General features: G+C 70.6%; 17 protein-coding genes. 12 read left to right on the forward strand and 5 right to left on the reverse strand.

The features are described from left to right. Window positions 1-54 precede the first annotated feature (54 nt). A complete protein-coding gene (locus Q9R19_RS02375; protein ID WP_311254744.1) occupies window positions 55-1089 on the reverse strand; it encodes an ATP-dependent DNA ligase in 1035 nt (344 codons plus the stop codon). A 96-nt stretch (window positions 1090-1185) separates the two neighbouring features. After that, window positions 1186-2634, reverse strand: coding sequence for an NAD(P)/FAD-dependent oxidoreductase (locus tag Q9R19_RS02380; RefSeq protein ID WP_311254745.1), 1449 nt, complete (start codon window positions 2632-2634; stop codon window positions 1186-1188). Window positions 2635-2742: 108 nt separating this feature from the next. Here Q9R19_RS02380 and Q9R19_RS02385 point away from each other — a divergent pair, with 108 nt between their 5' ends. Further along, window positions 2743-3240 (forward strand): hypothetical protein, encoded by a 498-nt coding sequence (locus Q9R19_RS02385; RefSeq protein ID WP_311254746.1) that lies wholly within the window; start codon window positions 2743-2745, stop codon window positions 3238-3240. A gap of 25 nt (window positions 3241-3265) precedes the next feature. On the opposite strand, the gene Q9R19_RS02390 is transcribed toward Q9R19_RS02385, so the two are convergent. Further along, window positions 3266-3925: a helix-turn-helix domain-containing protein gene (locus Q9R19_RS02390; protein WP_311254747.1), complete on the reverse strand. Its 660-nt coding sequence runs from the start codon at window positions 3923-3925 to the stop codon at window positions 3266-3268. 131 nt (window positions 3926-4056) lie between these two features. On the opposite strand from Q9R19_RS02390, the gene sucC reads away from it, so the two are divergent. The 6 genes from sucC (at window position 4057) to Q9R19_RS02420 (ending at window position 9593) form a co-directional block, all read left to right on the forward strand. Then, a complete protein-coding gene (gene sucC, locus Q9R19_RS02395; RefSeq protein ID WP_311254748.1) occupies window positions 4057-5223 on the forward strand; it encodes an ADP-forming succinate--CoA ligase subunit beta in 1167 nt (388 codons plus the stop codon). Window positions 5224-5244: 21 nt separating this feature from the next. After that, window positions 5245-6147: a succinate--CoA ligase subunit alpha gene (sucD, locus tag Q9R19_RS02400; RefSeq protein ID WP_311254749.1), complete on the forward strand. Its 903-nt coding sequence runs from the start codon at window positions 5245-5247 to the stop codon at window positions 6145-6147. A 225-nt stretch (window positions 6148-6372) separates the two neighbouring features. Further along, on the forward strand, window positions 6373-6975 hold the full coding sequence (locus Q9R19_RS02405) for a hypothetical protein (protein WP_311254750.1): 603 nt from the start codon (window positions 6373-6375) through the stop codon (window positions 6973-6975). A gap of 131 nt (window positions 6976-7106) precedes the next feature. Next, window positions 7107-7658, forward strand: coding sequence for a copper chaperone PCu(A)C (locus tag Q9R19_RS02410; protein ID WP_311254751.1), 552 nt, complete (start codon window positions 7107-7109; stop codon window positions 7656-7658). After that, window positions 7655-8908 carry a Dyp-type peroxidase gene (locus tag Q9R19_RS02415; RefSeq protein WP_311254752.1) on the forward strand — a complete coding sequence of 418 codons (1254 nt, stop codon included), beginning with the start codon at window positions 7655-7657 and terminating at the stop codon, window positions 8906-8908. Before Q9R19_RS02410 ends, Q9R19_RS02415 begins: the two co-directional genes overlap by 4 nt. Before the next feature lie 106 nt (window positions 8909-9014). Continuing rightward, window positions 9015-9593, forward strand: coding sequence for a class I SAM-dependent methyltransferase (locus Q9R19_RS02420; protein WP_311254753.1), 579 nt, complete (start codon window positions 9015-9017; stop codon window positions 9591-9593). An 88-nt stretch (window positions 9594-9681) separates the two neighbouring features. Here the strand turns inward: Q9R19_RS02420 and Q9R19_RS02425 are convergent, their stop codons facing one another. Beyond that, window positions 9682-11097, reverse strand: coding sequence for an NCS2 family permease (locus Q9R19_RS02425; RefSeq protein ID WP_311254754.1), 1416 nt, complete (start codon window positions 11095-11097; stop codon window positions 9682-9684). 78 nt (window positions 11098-11175) lie between these two features. On the opposite strand from Q9R19_RS02425, the gene Q9R19_RS02430 reads away from it, so the two are divergent. The 3 genes from Q9R19_RS02430 (at window position 11176) to purH (ending at window position 14714) form a co-directional block, all read left to right on the forward strand. Further along, the gene (locus tag Q9R19_RS02430; RefSeq protein ID WP_311254755.1) at window positions 11176-12465 is read left to right on the forward strand and encodes a DUF6350 family protein; all 1290 of its coding nucleotides are present in this window, start codon (window positions 11176-11178) and stop codon (window positions 12463-12465) included. A gap of 4 nt (window positions 12466-12469) precedes the next feature. Continuing rightward, window positions 12470-13045, forward strand: a complete 576-nt coding sequence (gene purN, locus Q9R19_RS02435) for a phosphoribosylglycinamide formyltransferase (protein ID WP_311254756.1) — start codon at window positions 12470-12472, stop codon at window positions 13043-13045. A gap of 61 nt (window positions 13046-13106) precedes the next feature. Next, complete coding sequence (gene purH / locus Q9R19_RS02440; protein WP_311254757.1) at window positions 13107-14714, forward strand: bifunctional phosphoribosylaminoimidazolecarboxamide formyltransferase/IMP cyclohydrolase; 1608 nt, start codon at window positions 13107-13109, stop codon at window positions 14712-14714. A 57-nt stretch (window positions 14715-14771) separates the two neighbouring features. Here the strand turns inward: purH and Q9R19_RS02445 are convergent, their stop codons facing one another. After that, window positions 14772-15203, reverse strand: coding sequence for an Lrp/AsnC family transcriptional regulator (locus tag Q9R19_RS02445; protein WP_311254758.1), 432 nt, complete (start codon window positions 15201-15203; stop codon window positions 14772-14774). A 121-nt stretch (window positions 15204-15324) separates the two neighbouring features. On the opposite strand from Q9R19_RS02445, the gene Q9R19_RS02450 reads away from it, so the two are divergent. Beyond that, window positions 15325-16362 carry an ornithine cyclodeaminase gene (locus tag Q9R19_RS02450; protein ID WP_311254759.1) on the forward strand — a complete coding sequence of 346 codons (1038 nt, stop codon included), beginning with the start codon at window positions 15325-15327 and terminating at the stop codon, window positions 16360-16362. Further along, window positions 16359-17276: a citrulline utilization hydrolase CtlX gene (ctlX, locus tag Q9R19_RS02455; RefSeq protein ID WP_311254760.1), complete on the forward strand. Its 918-nt coding sequence runs from the start codon at window positions 16359-16361 to the stop codon at window positions 17274-17276. The genes Q9R19_RS02450 and ctlX overlap by 4 nt, the downstream gene beginning before the upstream one ends. The last annotated feature ends 28 nt before the right edge of the window (window positions 17277-17304 follow it).

Below are 17304 nucleotides of genomic sequence, written 5' to 3' on the forward strand. Positions count from 1 at the left end.
TGCCGCTGTCCGGGCCGCGAAACGGCAATCTGTGACACATAGACGGGGGTGGGGTCAGGTGAGGACGTCGGCGAGGTCGTAGCCGGCGACCGTGTCGAGCTGGTCGTAGGTGCACGAGCGCGCATCGCGATCGGGCCGCCAGCGCTCGAACTGCACGGTGTGCCGGAAGCGTGCGCCCTCCAGCTGGTCGTAGCGCACCTCGAGCACGCGCTCGGGACGCAGCCGCACGAAGGACACGTCCTTCGCTCCGGTGAACCGGGAGCGCTCGCCCTCGCCGACCACCGCCTGTCCTGTCGCGTCGCGCTCCACGAGGGGTGCGAGCTCTTCGACGAGGCGCGCTCTCATGGCATCCGTCCAGGCGGCGACGCCGCCCACCTGCCGCAGCACGCCGTCGTCGTCGTACAGCCCCACCAGCAGCGACCCCACGCCCGATCCGCTCTTGTGCACGCGGTAGCCGAGGGCGATGACATCCGCGGTGCGAGCGTGCTTGATCTTCAGGAGCGTGCGCTTGCCCGGGGCGTACGGATCATCCAGCGGCTTGGCGACCACGCCGTCCAGGCCCGCGCCCTCGAACTCCGCCAGCCAGCGGCGGGCCAGCTCGGCGTCTTCGGTGGTGCGGGTCAGGTGCAGCGGGGAGCGTGCGGCAGCCAGCATCCGCTCCAGTCGCGCCCGGCGTTCGCGGAACGGGAGCGCACGCAGGTCGTCGTCGCCCTCGGCGAGCAGGTCGAACGCGATGAACATCGCGGGAGTCTCGGCGGCGAGCCTCGCCACGCGCGAGGCCGCGGGATGGATGCGCTGGCTGAGCGCCTCCCAGTCCAGGCGCTGCGCGCCGGCGGGACCGGTCGCCACGACGATCTCGCCGTCCAGCAGGCACGGACCGGGCAGCTGCGCCGGCAGCTGCTCGATGAGCTCGGGGAAGTACCGGGTGAGCGGTTTCGCGCCGCGCGACCCGATCTCGAGTCGCTCGCCGTCCCACGCGATCAGTCCGCGGAAGCCGTCCCATTTCGGCTCGTACAGCATGGGCCGCTTCGGGTCGTCGGGCACGGCCGCGACCGCCTTCGCCAGCATGGGCGCCGGGATCTCGTACATGCCCCCATTCTTCCCTCCGCGTCACCGCCCGTCCATCCGTGCCGAACGCGGTGGAATCCGCGCCATTCGCGCGCATTCGGCACGAGTGGACGGGCTTCAGAACAGATCGGCGAGGGTGTGGGGGCGACCGGCATCGCGCAGGGCGGTGCGGGCCGCGTGCCAGCCGGACATGCCCGAGACACCAGGGCCGGGGGGAGTCGACGCGGACGCCAGGTACACGCCGCGCATCGGCGTGCGCCATGGCGCACGAGAGAGCACCGGACGCCGGAACGCCTGGCGCATCGAGAACGCGCCGCCGAACACGTCGCCCCCGATCTCGGCCGGGTTGATCAGCTCGCGGGCGGATGCCGGCATCGCACTGCTGGCCAGCACCAGGTCACGGAATCCGGGCGCGAAGCGCTCCACCTGGCGGGTGATCAGCTCGGTGGCATCCAGCTCCGAGCCCGCGGGCACGTGGATGTACGCCCACAGCACGGCCTTGCCCTCCGGCGCTCGGCTGTCATCGAGCACGGACGGCTGCACCGCGAGCACGTACGGGTGCTCGCTCACCTCGCCGCGGGCGACCGCGTTCTCGCTCGCCCACACCTGATCGCGCGTGCCGCCGAGATGCACGGTGGGGGAGCGCGCGACATCCGGATTCGTCCACGGGATCGGCGCGTCCAGCGCGAAGTCGACCTTCGCCACGCCCGCGCCGTAGCGGAAGGCGCGCAGCGCCCGCGCGTACCGCGCCGGGACCTCGGGATGCGTGAGCGCCAGCCGCGGCGACGTGTCGAGCAGCAGCAGATCGCCGCGGCGCGGGTCGCCCCAGTCGAGGGCGCTCAGGTCGCGCACGTGCTGGTCGGTGCGGATGCCCCCGCCGTGCGCGATCAGATCGGATGCCAGGGCGTCGGCGATGCGCTGCGCGCCGCCGCGGGGGTACGCCCATCCCGCCGCATGGGCGTGCGCCGCCAGCAGCAGGCCGGCCGCCGCAGCCCCGAGCGAGGGCAGCGGTGCGTTCGCGTGCGCGACGACGCCCGACAGCAGCGCGGCGCCCGCTTCGGTGCGGAGCGTGGTGCGCGCGAAGGGTGTGCCCTGCTCCAGCACCCGGATGCCGTACCGCAGCGCCGCGATGGGATCCGCGGGCATCCGCAGCAGCTGGTTCCCGGTGAAGTCGGTGACGCCCTCGATGCGGCGCACGAGCGGTCGCAGCAGCGCGTACCACGCACGGGCGTCCGCGCCCAGGGCATCCGCCGTCCGGTCGAGATCATGCCAAGCCACGGCGGCGCGCCCGCCGTCCAGAGGATGCGCGTACGCGATCTCGGGGCGGATCCAGTCGATGCGCTCGGCGATGTCGAAGGCCCGGAAGAACGGGGAGGCGAGTACGGCCGGATGCACGGCCGAGCAGACGTCCGTGACGAAGCCGGGCAGCGGCCCGGGCTGCGTGCGCAGTCCGCCGCCGTGGGAGGACGCCGCCTCCCGCACCTCGACCTCATAGCCGGCCCGGGCCAGGGTCACGGCGGCCGCGAGCCCGTTCGGCCCGCTGCCGATCACCGTCGCGCGCGTCATGCTCCCAGTGTTCCACGGACGTCCACGGTCCCGCCGCGACGCTGTCCGCCGAAGGGCTCGCGACCATATGGGCCCCGCGAACCCCGCGGATGAGAGAATCAGAACACGATGAACGAAGTACAGGGCCCGACCCCCGCAGGAACCTCCCGACCGTACCGATCCCTCGCCGAAGCGCTGCGCGCGCACCGGATCCCCGTCGAGAATCACGCGTTCATCGGCGCCGTCACGGATGCCGTCGGCATCATCAGCTACATCGACCGAGGTCGCTACATCGAGGCGCTTCGCCGCGAAGGGGCGCCGCTGCACATCGGCCGCACCTACATCAACGGCTTCGCCGAGGACGAGCAGATCCTCGTCGGCGGACGCGCGCTGCCGCTGCAGCCCAGCGAGGGACGGGCACCGCACTTCTACGTCACCCAGCCCAGCGCGCTGCCATCGGCCACAGCGCGGCGCACCGGCACGCGCACCTCCGGCGCTCGCGCGGCCGCGAAGCCGGCATCCGCTCCCCGGCAGCCGAAGGCGACCCCCGCAGCCGACCGCGACTACGGCGTGTGCGATGTCTGCTTCATGATGAAGACGCCCTCCGGCGGCTGCGGCTGCGACTGACGCACCCGCGCTCTCTCCGCGCCGCTCAGCTCAGCTCGGCCTGCACCCGCCGGGAGATCTCCGCGATCGGCATCGAGCGGGGGAAAACGGCGACCACGACGTCATCGGGCGCGGCATCCGATGCCTCAGGCAGCACTCCGTAGCGCCGGCGCACGTCGTCCAGCGCCGCGCGGAGCGTGGACACCGGCACCTTCCTGCCCCGCAGCAGCTGCCGCAGCACGTGATTGTGCACGGCGGTGACCAGCGCCGAGAAGCCGACGGCATCGATCGGAGCGATCCCGGGCAGCGCGTCGCGCAGGTACTGGTCGAAGAGGCGCTCGTAGCGGAACACGGTCACGATCTCGCGGTCGCGCAGCACCGGCACCCGCCGCACGATCTGGTAGCGGCGACGCGCCAGTTCCGGATCGCGCACGAAGTGCTCGAACACGCGCTCGGATGCCTCGCACACGGCCTCCCACGGGTCGTCGTGCGGCTGATCGAGAAAGGTGCGCAGATCGTCGAGCATGTGCTCGTGATCGGTGAAGACCACATCCTCCTTGCCGCCGAACTGGCGGAAGAAGGTGGAGCGCGAGACGCCGGCGGCCTTGGCGATCTGCTCCACCGACGTCGCCTCGAATCCCTGTGCGGCGAACAGTTCGAGCGCGGCGGCGACCACGCCGGTGCGGGAGGGAGACGGATGCTGCATAGGGTGAAGCCTAGTCTCGGCCGTTCTTGTGATGTCGCCGGCGGTAGTAGGCTCTTTGATCGGGTCGAATGATATCGACACCCGACAGAACTGTCGCGTCCCACCCGCCGCAACCAGCGAAGGACTGCACTGTGGATCTCTACGAGTACCAGGCACGAGACCTTTTCGAGAAGTACGATGTGCCGGTCCTCGCCGGCATCGTCGCCGACACCCCCGAGGAGGTGAAGGCAGCGGCCGAGAAGCTCGGCGGCGTCGTCGTCGTCAAGGCACAGGTCAAGACCGGCGGCCGCGGCAAGGCCGGCGGTGTCAAGGTCGCGAAGAACCCTGACGAGGCATACGAGGCCGCCCAGGCGATCCTCGGTCTGGACATCAAGGGCCACGTCGTCAAGCGCGTCATGGTCGCCGCGGGCGCCCGCATCGCCGAGGAGTTCTACTTCTCGGTGCTGCTCGACCGCGCCAACCGCTCCTACCTGAGCCTGTGCTCGGTCGAGGGCGGCATGGAGATCGAGCAGCTCGCCGTCGAGAAGCCCGAGGCTCTGGCCCGCGTCGAGGTCGACCCGCTGGTCGGCATCAACAAGACCAAGGCGATCGAGATCGCCAAGGCCGCGAACTTCCCCGACGAACTCGTCTCGAAGGTCGCCGACGTCTTCGTCAAGCTCTACGACGTGTACAAGGGCGAGGGCGCCACGCTCGTCGAGGTGAACCCGCTGGTCCGCACCGAGGAAGGCGAGATCATCGCCCTCGACGGCAAGGTCTCGCTCGACGAGAACGCCTCCGAGGTGCGTCACCCCGAGCACGAGGCGCTCGAGGACAAGGCCGCTGCCGACCCGCTCGAGGCCAAGGCCAAGGCATCCGGACTGAACTACGTCAAGCTCGACGGCCAGGTCGGCATCATCGGCAACGGCGCGGGTCTGGTCATGTCCACCCTCGACGTGGTCGCCTACGCCGGTGAGAACCACGGCGGCGTCAAGCCCGCCAACTTCCTCGACATCGGCGGCGGCGCGAACGCGCAGGTCATGGCCAACGGTCTGGACGTCATCCTCGGCGACCCGCAGGTCAAGAGCGTCTTCGTGAACGTCTTCGGCGGGATCACCTCGTGCGTGGCCGTGGCCGAGGGCATCGTGAAGGCCCTGGAGATCCTGGGCGACTCCGCCACCAAGCCGCTGGTCGTCCGCCTGGACGGCAACCAGGTCGAGGAGGGTCGCGCGATCCTCGCCGCGGCGAACCACCCGCTGGTCACCTCCGCCGCCGGTATGGACGAGGGCGCCGACAAGGCCGCCGAGCTGGCGAACGCCTGAGATTGTAAGGACGAGAGAAACATGTCGATCTACCTCAACAAGGACTCCAAGGTCATCGTCCAGGGCATCACGGGCGGCGAGGGCACCAAGCACACCGCCCTCATGCTCAAGGCCGGCACCGACATCGTCGGCGGCGTGAACGCCCGCAAGGCCGGCACCACGGTCACCCACGACAAGCCCGGCTCGGGCGAGGTCGAGCTGCCCGTCTTCGGCTCGGTCGCCGAGGCCATCCAGAAGACCGGTGCCGACGTCTCGGTGGCGTTCGTGCCGCCGAAGTTCGCCAAGGATGCCATGATCGAGGCCATCGACGCCGAGATCCCGCTGCTGGTCGTCATCACCGAGGGCATCCCGGTGGGCGACTCCGCTGAGGCCTGGGCGTACGCCAAGTCGAAGGGCAACAAGACCCGCATCATCGGGCCGAACTGCCCCGGCATCATCACTCCCGGTGAGGCCCTGGCCGGCATCACGCCCGCCACGATCACCGGCCCCGGCCCGATCGGCCTGGTCTCCAAGTCGGGCACGCTCACCTACCAGATGATGTTCGAGCTCAAGGACATCGGGTTCTCCACCGCGATCGGCATCGGCGGCGACCCGATCATCGGCACCACCCACATCGACGCGCTCGCCGCGTTCGAGGCCGACCCCGACACCAAGGCGATCGTCATGATCGGCGAGATCGGCGGCGACGCCGAGGAGCGCGCGGCCGAGTACATCAAGGCGAACGTCACCAAGCCCGTCGTCGGCTACGTGGCGGGCTTCACCGCCCCCGAGGGCAAGACCATGGGCCACGCCGGCGCCATCGTCTCGGGCTCCGCGGGCACCGCCGCCGCGAAGAAGGAGGCCCTCGAGGCCGCGGGCGTGAAGGTCGGCAAGACGCCGTCCGAGGCCGCCGAGCTGATGCGCGCGATCGTCGAGGCGCTCTGAGTGCAGTAGGCTGATCGACGAAGGCCCCGGGCTCCACCCCGGGGCCTTCGTCATGCCCGGGCGCTGTGCTGGCGGGTTCGGGGCGCACGGATGTCGGCTCAGATCACGGATGTCAGCCGAAATGGCCTGTTTGGGCTGACATCTGTGATTTCGGCTGACATCTGTGCGGGCACTGGCCGGCGCCGTCGAGCAACCGGCACTGCCGGCCGGTGACACAATGGAGTCATGCGACCGTCCCGGCTCCCGCACCTGCTGCGCGGCCTGTCCACGGCGACGATCGCGACCTTCACCGCTCTGCTCGGCCATGTGTCCGCCGGAGGGGCGATGCCGGGAGTCATCGGCATCGTCGTGCCGCTGGTGCTCTCGAGCATGGTCAGCGTGCTGCTCGCCGGGCGCCGGCTCTCGCTGACACGGCTGATGCTGGCGGTCTCGGCCAGCCAGTTCTTCTTCCACACGCTGTTCATCCTCGGCGCCGTCACCCCCGCAGGGCTCACCGGAGGTCACCAGCACGGCATGGCGATGATCCTGCCGGCGACCGACGCGCTGCCCATCGTGACGCCCGACGCGATGATGTGGTTCGGCCACGCCGTCGCGGCGGTGCTCACCGCCCTGGCACTGCATCGCGGCGAGACGCTGCTGTCGGCGCTCGTGCACATCGCGGGCGTGATCGCCACCTGGGTCGTCGCCGTCTTCCGTGCGGCCGTGCGGCTCCAGCCGCGCCGATCGGTCAGCAGGCCCGCCGCGCACGGTCCGCGCACCGACGACACGGGCATCCGGATCGTCCGGCAGCAGCCGCGCCGGGGACCGCCCCGACTCTCGAGCATCTGAGAAGCGCCCACCCTCCGAGGGGTGACGGCGCTGTCCGTGCGTGTCACGGGCACTCGCGCACCGCGCTCGCGCGGTCGCGTGCCGCGTCGCGCGTCCGCGCGCCGGCAGAACAGAACTCGAAAGGCACTTCCATGAACATCGACCACCGCCGAAGCATCCCACGCGTCCTCGTCCTCGCGGCCGCCGCGCTGCTGCTGCTCACCGGATGCTCCCCATCAGCGGACTCATCCGCGCCCGAGGCGTCCGCCGAATCCGCCGTGACCGCGGGTCAGGCGGTGACCATCGAGGATGCCTGGGTGAAGGCCGCGCCCGAGGGCATGACCGCCGCTTTCGGCATCCTGTCCAATCCGACCGACCGCGACGTGACCATCGTCTCGGCGCAGACCGATGCCGCCGAGGGCACTCAGCTGCACGAGACGGTGGCCGACGACTCCGGCGCGATGGTGATGAAGGAGGTCGACGGCGGGTTCACGATTCCCGCGCACGGCTCCTTCGAGCTCGCACCCGGGGCGAACCACCTGATGCTGATGGGGCTGACCGCGCCCGTCGAGGCAGGCGCTGAGGTGCCGTTCACGCTGACGTTCTCGGATCACTCCACGATGTCGTTCACCGCGCCGGCCAAGGACTTCGCCGGCGCGGAGGAGCACTACTCCGACGGCTCCGACGCGGACCAGGACCAGTGACGTCCGCAGACCGCGAGCAGTCCGCGGCCTCGGGCATCCATCGCCCGTCGGGCCCGACCCGGCGGCAGCTCCTCCTGGGAGGGGCTGCCGCCGGCGCGGGCGCGGCGGCCGCGCTCGGGATCGATCGCCTCGTCGCGGCCGCCGCGCCGGCTCCGGAGGCCTCACCGGCGCCACCCGCGCTGCACGGTGGCGAGGTCGTCGCGTTCCACGGGGTGCATCAGGCGGGAATCGCCACCGTGCCCCAGGCGCACGCCACGGTGATCAGCCTGGACCTTCGCCCGGGGGTGGAACGCGACGGTCTGCGCCGCCTGATGCGCCTGCTCACCGACGATGCGGTCCGGCTCACCGCTGGGACCCCGGCACTGGCCGACATGGAGCGCGAACTGGCGCTCGAACCCGCCGGGCTCACCGTCACCTTCGGCTTCGGTCCGGGCTTCGTGCAGAGAGCCGGGGGCAGCGGGCCGGACTGGCTCGCCCCGTTGCCGTCATTCGGCATCGACCGGCTGCGTGCCGAGTTCACCGGCGGCGACCTGCTCATACAGGTGGCTGCCGACGACCCTCTCTCGGTTGCGCACACTGCGCGGATGCTGCTGAAGGACGCCCGCGCGTTCGCCACCGTCCGCTGGGTGCAGCACGGCTTCCGCCGCGCACGGGGCACCGTGGCGCAGGGGACGACGATGCGCAACCTGTTCGGACAGGTGGACGGGACGGCCAACCTCCGACCCGGCACCGAGGAGTTCGATCGGGCGGTGTGGTGCCGGGAGGACTGGATCGCGGGAGGCACGGGAATGGTGGTGCGGCGCATCGCCATGAACCTGGACACCTGGGATGGGCTGGACCGCACCGCTCGCGAGTTCGCGATCGGGCGCACCCTGGACACCGGAGCACCGCTCACCGGCGAGAAGGAGCACGACGAGCCCGACTTCGAAGCCAGGGGACCGCGCGGTTTCCCGGTGATCGACGACCTCGCGCACATCCGCCGGGCGCACGCGACCGAGCCGGGCGAGCGCATCTTCCGGCGGGTGTACAACTACGACGCACCGCCCGCGGAAGCTTCCGCGGTGTCGGAGTCGGGGCTGGTCTTCATCAGCTTCCAGGCCGACATCCAGCGTCAGTTCACGCCCATGCAGCAGCGGCTGGCGCAGGCCGATCTGCTGAACATCTGGACCACGCCGATCGGCAGCGCCGTGTTCGCGGTGCCGCCGGGATGCGATGAGGGCGGCTACATCGGGGAGACGCTGCTGGAGTGAGGTCCCGCGGGCGGGCCGCCGAGCGACCCGCCCGCGCCGGCGTGCCGCTGGAGATCGCCCGAGCGGCCGGGTACCGCCGTGCCGGAATCGCACCTATCCTGGGCGGATGCCTGGGAGCACGCCGAGCTCGGAACTGCGCAGGCGCTGGCGCGCGTCGGTGCTGCCCGGGCTGCGCGGCGTCGTGCTCGACCTCGGCGCGGGATCCGGGATCGCGGCCGATCAGCTGGCTTCCGACGTCGAATGGCTGGCGCTCGAGCCGCGCCGCCGGATCGAGCCGGCGCTGCGGCAGCGCCTGGGCCGCCGCAGCGGATCCCGTCTGCTCACGGCGCCGGCCGAGGCGATTCCGCTCGAGAGCGGCTCGGTGGATGCCGTGATCGCCTCCACGGTGCTCTGCTCGGTGCGTCGCCCCGCTGACGCGCTGCAGGAGGTGCGGCGGGTGCTGCGGCCGGGCGGCAGGCTGGTGTTCTTCGAGCACGTGGCGGGGGAGCGCGGCACCTGGACCTCGGTGCTGCAGGCCGCCTGCGCGCCGCTGTCCCGTCTGATCGATCATGGCTGCGATCCGCACCGCGACACGGCCGCGTCGATCCAGGCCGCCGGCTTCGCGTCGGTCGAGGTGAAGCGGATGCTGGCGCCCGGCATCCTCGGAACGGTCGAGCCGCTCATCGAGGGCACCGCGATCGCCTGACGCAACGCGACCGCGTCGACGACACTGCGACCGCGACGACACGGAAGGGGCCGGATGCTCGGCATCCGACCCCTCCCTGCGACCCCGATCAGGCGAAGAGCGCCGAGATCGGACCGCGCGCGAAGAACAGCACGAAGCCGATGCCGACGATCCACAGCAGCGGGTGGATCGTCTTCGCGCGACCGGAGAGCGCGTTGACGACGATCCAGCTGACGAAGCCCGCGCCGATGCCGTTGGCGATCGAGTAGGTCATCGGCATCACGGTCGCGGTGAGGAACACCGGCAGCAGTACGCGGAAGTCGCTGAAGTCGATGTTCTTGATCTGCGCGAGCATCAGCGCCCCGACGAGCACGAGCGCCGCAGCCGCGATCGCACCGGGCACCAGGGCGGTCAGCGGAGTGAAGAACATCGCCAGCAGGAACAGGACGCCGGTCACCGAGGTCGCGAAGCCCGTTCGCGCGCCCTCGCCGATGCCGGAACCGGACTCCACGAACACCGTCGCGGACGATGAAGATGTCGCGCCGCCGGCGAGAGCACCGACGCCCTCCACGACCAGCGCGGACTTGATGCGGGGGAAGTCGCCCTTCGCATCCGCCAGGCCGGCCTCTTCCGCCAGGCCCGTCATGGTGCCCATCGCGTCGAAGAAGTTCGAGAAGATCAGGGTGAAGACGATCATGATGAGGGCGACGACCGACACCCGACCGAGATCGAAGCCGAAGTCGACCTGTCCGATCAGGCTGAGGTCGGGAACGCCGACGATGCCGTCCGAGAAGTCGAAGGTGAACCCGGCGTTCGGCCAGATCGCAGCGATGATCGCCGAGAGCACGGTGCCGGAGATCAGCGCGATGAGGATGGCGCCCTTGCTGCGCAGCGCCATGAGCACGCCGCCGATGAGCAGCGTCACCACGAACATCAGCGTCGGGATCGTGGCGACCGACCCGCCGATGCCGAGGTCGATCGGCGGGGACGGGTTGCCGGTCGACGTGACGAATCCGGCGTTGACGAAGCCGATGAAGGCGATGAACAGGCCGATGCCGACCGTGATGGCCAGCTTCAGCTGCACCGGCACGGCATCGAAGATCATCTTGCGAAGCCCGGTGGCGGCCAGCAGCACGATGACTGCGCCGTTGATCATGACCAGGGCCATCGCCTCGGGCCAGGTCACCGTGCCCACGACGGAGAACGCGAGGTAGGCGTTGATGCCGAGGCCGGCGGCGAACGCGAACGGCAGGCGGGTGACCAGGCCGAACAGCAGCGTCATCACGCCTGCGGTGAGGGCCGTGGCCGCCGCGACCGCGCTGCCGCTGAGCACGTTGCCGTCGACGTCGGGGGTGGACAGGATGATCGGGTTCAGGATCACGATGTACGCCATCGTGACGAAGGTGACCACGCCGCCGCGGATCTCGGCGCCGAAGCTCGAACCCCGCTTCGTGATCTCGAAGAACCGATCGACCGCGTTGCGCGGTTCGGTGGCGGAATCGGGGTGAGCAGGGGCAGTTGTCATCGGGACCTCCGCAGAGAATCTATCGTGTCGCGCGCCCGCGCGTGCGCGAAGGTCAGCGCATCGTAGGCTCGATGAGTCATGCATCGTCTGATCGTCGCGCTCCTCGCCGCCCTCGACGCCGCCATCGCCGCGGCCGTGGGCGTGGTCGCCGTGCTCGCGCCCTTCACCCTGCTATGGGTGCTCGCCTTCGGCACCGGCGCCGACTGGGGCGCTCTGTGGCCGGTCAGCGGCACGCTGTGGCAGTTCGGTCACGCCGTGCCCGTGCAGGTGCTGCTGCCGGATGAGGTGCTGTCCTCGCTGGGGATCGCCAAGGAGGCGGCATCCTTCACCCTCTCGGTGCCGCCGCTCGCGCTGTGGCTGTTCACCCTGATCTTCGGTGCGCGCTCCGGCAGGCGGGCGGCCGACGCCCGCGCCTGGCTCAGCGGCGTGCTGGCCGGAGCCGTGACCTTCACCCTGCTGAGCACGCTGGTCGCGCTGAGCGCGCACTCGAGCGTGCTGCGCGCGTCGCAGTGGGCGGGCATCCTGATCCCGTCGGCCACCTACCTCGCCGGCCTGCTGCTCGGAGCGATCCGGCGCGCGTGGGCGGAGGGCGACGACGGGATCGTGGACCGTGTGCACGACGTCGTCGACGGCTGGGGCGATTGGGGCCCGGTGCCGGTGGAATCGCTTCGCGGAGCGGCCGTGGCCGTGGTCGCTCTCGCGGGTTCGGCGGCTGCCGGCTTCGCGGTGATGACCGTGCTGCGCGGGGGAGAGGTCATCGCGCTGTTCGAGGCCGCTCGCGTCGACGCGCTCGGCGCGACGATGCTCACGCTCGCGCACCTGCTGTACCTGCCGACGCTGCTGGTCTGGTCGGCGAGCTGGCTGGCCGGTCCCGGTTTCGCGCTGGGGACGGGCACCGCCGTCTCCCCGGCGGGCACCGACCTGGGCGTCATCCCGGGGATCCCCGTGCTCGGGCTCGTGCCGGAGAACTCGTCGATGTGGATGCTGGTGGTCGTGCTCGTGCCGATCGCGTGCGGTGCGCTCGCGGGCTGGATGGTGCGGTCGCGACTGGTGTGGGAGCGCACGGCGACCGGGCTGTGGCCGCGTGCGGCGATCGCCGCCGGCATCGCCGCGCTGTCCGCCGGGGCCGCCGCGCTCGCGGCCGTCCTGGCATCCGGATCCATCGGTCCGGGGCGGATGGCGGATGCCGGGCCCGCGGTCGGCCCGTTCGCGCTGGCGATCGGGATCGAGGTGCTCATCGGATGCGGCATCCTGCTGCTCGCTCCGCGCCACCGTGACGAACTGGCTGAGGAGCGCACCGACCGCTGGCGCGCGTGGCAGGCGGATGAAACGAGCGACCGGGCCGGGCTCACCGCGCCGGTAGACTGACCGGGTGCTGACGCTCGTCGTTCTCATCTCCGGGGCCGGCTCGAACCTCCGAGCCCTGCTCGAGGCGACGAGTCACCCCGATTTCCCGGCCCGCGTGCTGGCCGTGGGCGCCGACCGCGACGCCGCCGGTCTCGCGCACGCCGAGGAATTCGGCATCCCCACTTTCACCGTCCCGTACTCGGCGTACCCGAGCAGGGAGGCGTGGGGCGTCGAGCTGGCGGAGCAGCTGGATGCCTGGCAGCCCGACCTCATCGTGCTCAGCGGGCTCATGCGCCTGCTGCCCGCCGCGGTCGTGGCGCGCTACGCGCCGCGCATCGTGAACACGCACCCCGCCCACCTGCCCGAGTTCCCGGGAGCGCACGGGGTGCGCGATGCCCTGGCGGCGGGCGTGGAGCAGACCGGCGCCAGCGTGATCGTCGTCGACGACGGCGTCGACAGCGGACCGATCCTCGCGCAGGAGCGCGTCGCCGTGCTCCCCGACGACACCGAGTCCACACTGCATGAGCGCATCAAGCCGGTCGAGCGGCGACTGCTCATCGATGTCGTGCAGCGCATCGCCACGGGCGAGCTCGTCCTCTGAACCGCACAAGATCCCGACCCGCACCCGATCCCGAACCACCCACGTACGAAGGAGCATCATCATGGCCGGCCCCCGCCTCGATCCCTCGCTGTACCGTCACCGCGACCTGGTGCCGATCCGGCGCGCGCTGGTGTCGGTGAGCGACAAGACCGGGCTGGTCGAGCTGGCCGCGGCCCTGGCGGACGCGGGCGTGGAGATCGTCTCCACCGGCTCCACGGCGCAGACCGTGCGGGATGCCGGCTTCCAGGTCACGGACGTCGCCGCAGTCACCGGCGTCGAGGAGATGCTGGACGGACGCGTCAAGACGCTGCATCCGAAGATCCACGGCGGGCTGCTCGCCGACCTGCGGCTCGAGGACCACGAGCGCCAGCTGGCAGAGCTCGGCATCGAGCCCTTCGAGCTCGTCGTCGTCAACCTGTACCCGTTCGTGGAGACCGTCGCCTCGGGCGCCGAGTCCGATGCGATCGTCGAGCAGATCGACATCGGCGGCCCCGCCATGGTGCGCGCCGCCGCCAAGAACCACGCCAACGTCGCGATCGTCGTCTCGCCGGAGTCGTACCCGGCGATCATCGAGTCGGTCAGGGCCGGCGGCACCGATCTGGTGCAGCGCCGCGAGCTCGCCGCCCGTGCCTTCTCGCACACCGCCACCTACGACACCGCGGTGGCGCAGTGGTTCTCGGAGGGCACGCTCAGCGACGGCGCTGACCTGCCCGCGCATCTGACCATCAAGGCCGAGCGCCTCGCGACCCTCCGCTACGGCGAGAACTCGCATCAGCGCGCCGCGATCTACACGCGCACCGGCGGCCACGGCATCGCGCAGGCGACGCAGCTGCAGGGCAAGGAGATGTCGTACAACAACTACGTCGATGCGGATGCCGCGCTGCGCGCAGCCTACGACATGGTGCTGCCCTCGGTGGCGATCATCAAGCACGCCAACCCGTGCGGCATCGCCACCACCGCGCCGAACGCGCTGGACCCGATCGCCAGCGCCCATCTGCGCGCGCACGAGTGCGATCCGGTGTCGGCGTACGGCGGCGTGATCGCGGCGAACGGCACCGTCACGCTGAAGATGGCGGACAACCTCAAGGACATCTTCACCGAGGTGATCGTCGCTCCCGATTTCGAGCCCGCGGCACTCGAGGTGTTCAAGGCCAAGAAGAACCTGCGCCTGCTCAAGCTGCCCGAGGACTGGCAGCAGGAGCGCATGGACGTGCGCCTGGTCTCGGGCGGCCTGCTGCTGCAGGACGCCGACCGGTTCCCCGACGACATCGTCTCGGTCGCCAAGGACTGGGAGCTCGTGTCGGGCGAGCGTCCGGACGACGCCGAGATGGAGAACCTGATCTTCGCCTGGAAGGCGTGCCGCGCGGTGAAGTCGAACGCGATCGTGCTCGCCAAGGGCAACGCCACGGTCGGCGTCGGCATGGGACAGGTCAACCGCGTGGACTCCTGCCGTCTCGCCGTCGAGCGGGCCGGCGCGCGCGCGGCCGGATCGGTGGCGGCATCCGACGCGTTCTTCCCCTTCGCGGACGGGCCGCAGGTGCTGCTGGATGCCGGTGTCACGGCGATCGTGCAGCCCGGCGGCTCGGTGCGCGACGGCGAGGTCATCGACGCCGCGCGCAAGGCCGGTGTGACGATGTTCTTCACGGGTGAGCGCCACTTCTTCCACTGACGCACCGTCACTCGGGGAGAGTCACACCGTCGCGGAGGGGCACACCCGCGGCGAGGGTCAGACGGTCGCGGAGCTGAGCAGGATGCTGGTCTCGCTGTCGCGGATGCCGTCGATGCCGCGGATGATCCCGAGGGTCTCGTCGAAGGATGCCAGGCTGTCGCAGCTGACGTCGGCGACGAGATCCCAGCGGCCGTTCGTGGTGTGCAGCGCGGCGATCTGAGGAACCCCGCGCAGGCTGCGGATCACCTCGCTCGTGTTGCGACCCTCCACGGCGATCAGCATGACCGCGCGCACGACGGATGCCGCGGCCGGGTCGCGCACGCGCACCGAGAAGCCCACGATCACGCCGCTGTCGACGAGCCGCTTCAAGCGGCTGTCCACGGTCGCCCTGGTCACGCCGAGACGACGGGCAAGGCTCACGACCGACTCGCGGCTGTTCGCGCGCAGCAGCGACAGCAGGCGGCGGTCGAGGTCATCCAGAGAGCTCATACGCAGAACATACTGCATTGCTGATCAGAATGTGCGAGCACTGGCGCAAATGGTCCACTGTGTTGATTGAAAGTGGCATCCGCCGCGCGTAGCCTGGAGGGACCCGAGGAGAGGATGGACGATGGTCCGTTTCGTTGATGTCCCGAACATGCGCCGCTGGCTGATCGACACCGGCATCGAGCGCGCGATCGAGGGCATCGCCGAGACCCTGGTCGAGGACTTCCGCCGGTGGGAGCAGTTCGACAAGACCGCTCGGGTCGCCAGCCACTCCGAGATCGGCGTGATCGAACTGATGCCCGCCAGTGACGGCCGTCAGTACGGCTTCAAGTACGTCAACGGCCACCCCGGCAACCCCGCGCGCGGGCTGCAGACCGTGACCGCGTTCGGCGTGCTCGCCGACGTGGACAGCGGCTATCCCACGCTGTGGTCCGAGATGACCATCCTCACCGCGCTGCGCACCGCCGCCACCTCGGCGATGGCCGCTCGCGTGCTCGCTCCCGAGGGCGCCACGACCATGGCGATGATCGGCACCGGCAGTCAGGCGGAGTTCCAGGCGCTCGCGTTCCGCGCGCTGCTCGGCATCCAGAGCCTGCGCGTCTGGGACACCGACCCGCAGGCACTCGACGTGTTCGAGGCCAACATGCGTCCGCTCGGCTTCGACATCGTCTGCGCCTCCAGCGGCGCCGAGGCCGTGCGGGGAGCCCAGATCATCACCACCTGCACCGCGGACAAGGCCAACGCCACCGTGCTCACCGACGAGATGGTGGCACCGGGCGTGCACCTGAACGCGATCGGCGGCGACTGCCCGGGCAAGACCGAGCTCGATGCGCGCATCCTGCGCCGCGGCGACATCTTCGTGGAGTACCCGCCGCAGACCCGCATCGAGGGCGAGATCCAGCAGCTCAACGCCGAGCATCCGGTCACCGAGCTGTGGCGCGTGCTGCGCGGCGAGGCGGCGGGTCGCACGGATGCTGAGCAGATCACGATCTTCGACTCGGTGGGCTTCGCGATCGAGGATTTCTCCGCGCTGCGCTACCTGGATGTCGCGATCGACGGCACGGACTACTTCACCGAGGTGGACATCATCGCCGAGCCCGACGACCCGAAGAACCTGTTCGCGCTCGTCGCCGAGGGCGCTTCGGCGCACAGCCTGGTGTGAGAGCGGCATCCGCTCAGGCGCCGAACGCGGTGGTGCTGATCCGGCCCCACCACTTCCGGCCCAACCCGCAGACGGCCGCCGACAACGCCTTCCAGCGCCCCGCCGACCACGACGTCTCGCGTGAGGCGTACGACGCGGTCACCCGGGTGGCGGAGCGCCTGAGGATCGAGGGCGTGCGCGTGCACCTGTTCGAGGACGAGAGCGACCGGCATCCGGACAGCGTCTTCCCGAACAACTGGTTCTCCACCCACGCCGGCGGCCGGGTCGCCGTGTACCCGATGTACGCGCCGAACCGCCGGGGCGAACGGCGCGCCGACATCGTCGAGATGCTCAAGTCCGAGTACCGGGTGCAGGAGGTCATCGACTACTCCGGCCTGGAGGCCGACGACCTGTTCCTGGAGGGCACCGGCGCGATGGTGCTCGACCACGTGTCGCGCATCGCGTACGCGGTGCGCTCGCGGCGCTGCGATCCGGTGCTCGTGGAGCGGTTCTGCACCGTCTTCGGCTACGAGCCGGTGGTCTTCGATGCGGTCGACACGGACGGCGTGCCGATCTATCACACCAACGTGATGATGTGCATCGGCACCGATATCGCGCTCATCGGCCTGGATGCCGTCGTGGGGGACGAGCGTCGCGAGCAGATCGCGCAGCGCATCCGCGACAGCGGACGCACGCTGGTGGCGCTGGACGCACAGCAGGTCGCCTCGTTCGCAGGCAACGCGATCGAGCTGCGCGATCACCACGGTGAGCGGATGCTGGTGATGTCCGAGACGGCGCACCGCAGCCTCACCGACGAGCAGCTCGAACTCGTCTCCGCCTCGTGCCGCGTGCTGCCGCTGCCGGTCTCGCCGATCGAGCTCGCCGGCGGATCGGTGCGCTGCATGCTCGCCGGCATCCACCTCGACCCCCGCTGACCGCCGGCGCCGCGCACGGAGCAGCACC

Origin of the sequence: Microbacterium sp. ARD32, assembly GCF_031844385.1 — a bacterium.
In the GTDB taxonomy this organism is placed as follows: Bacteria; Actinomycetota; Actinomycetes; order Actinomycetales; family Microbacteriaceae; genus Microbacterium.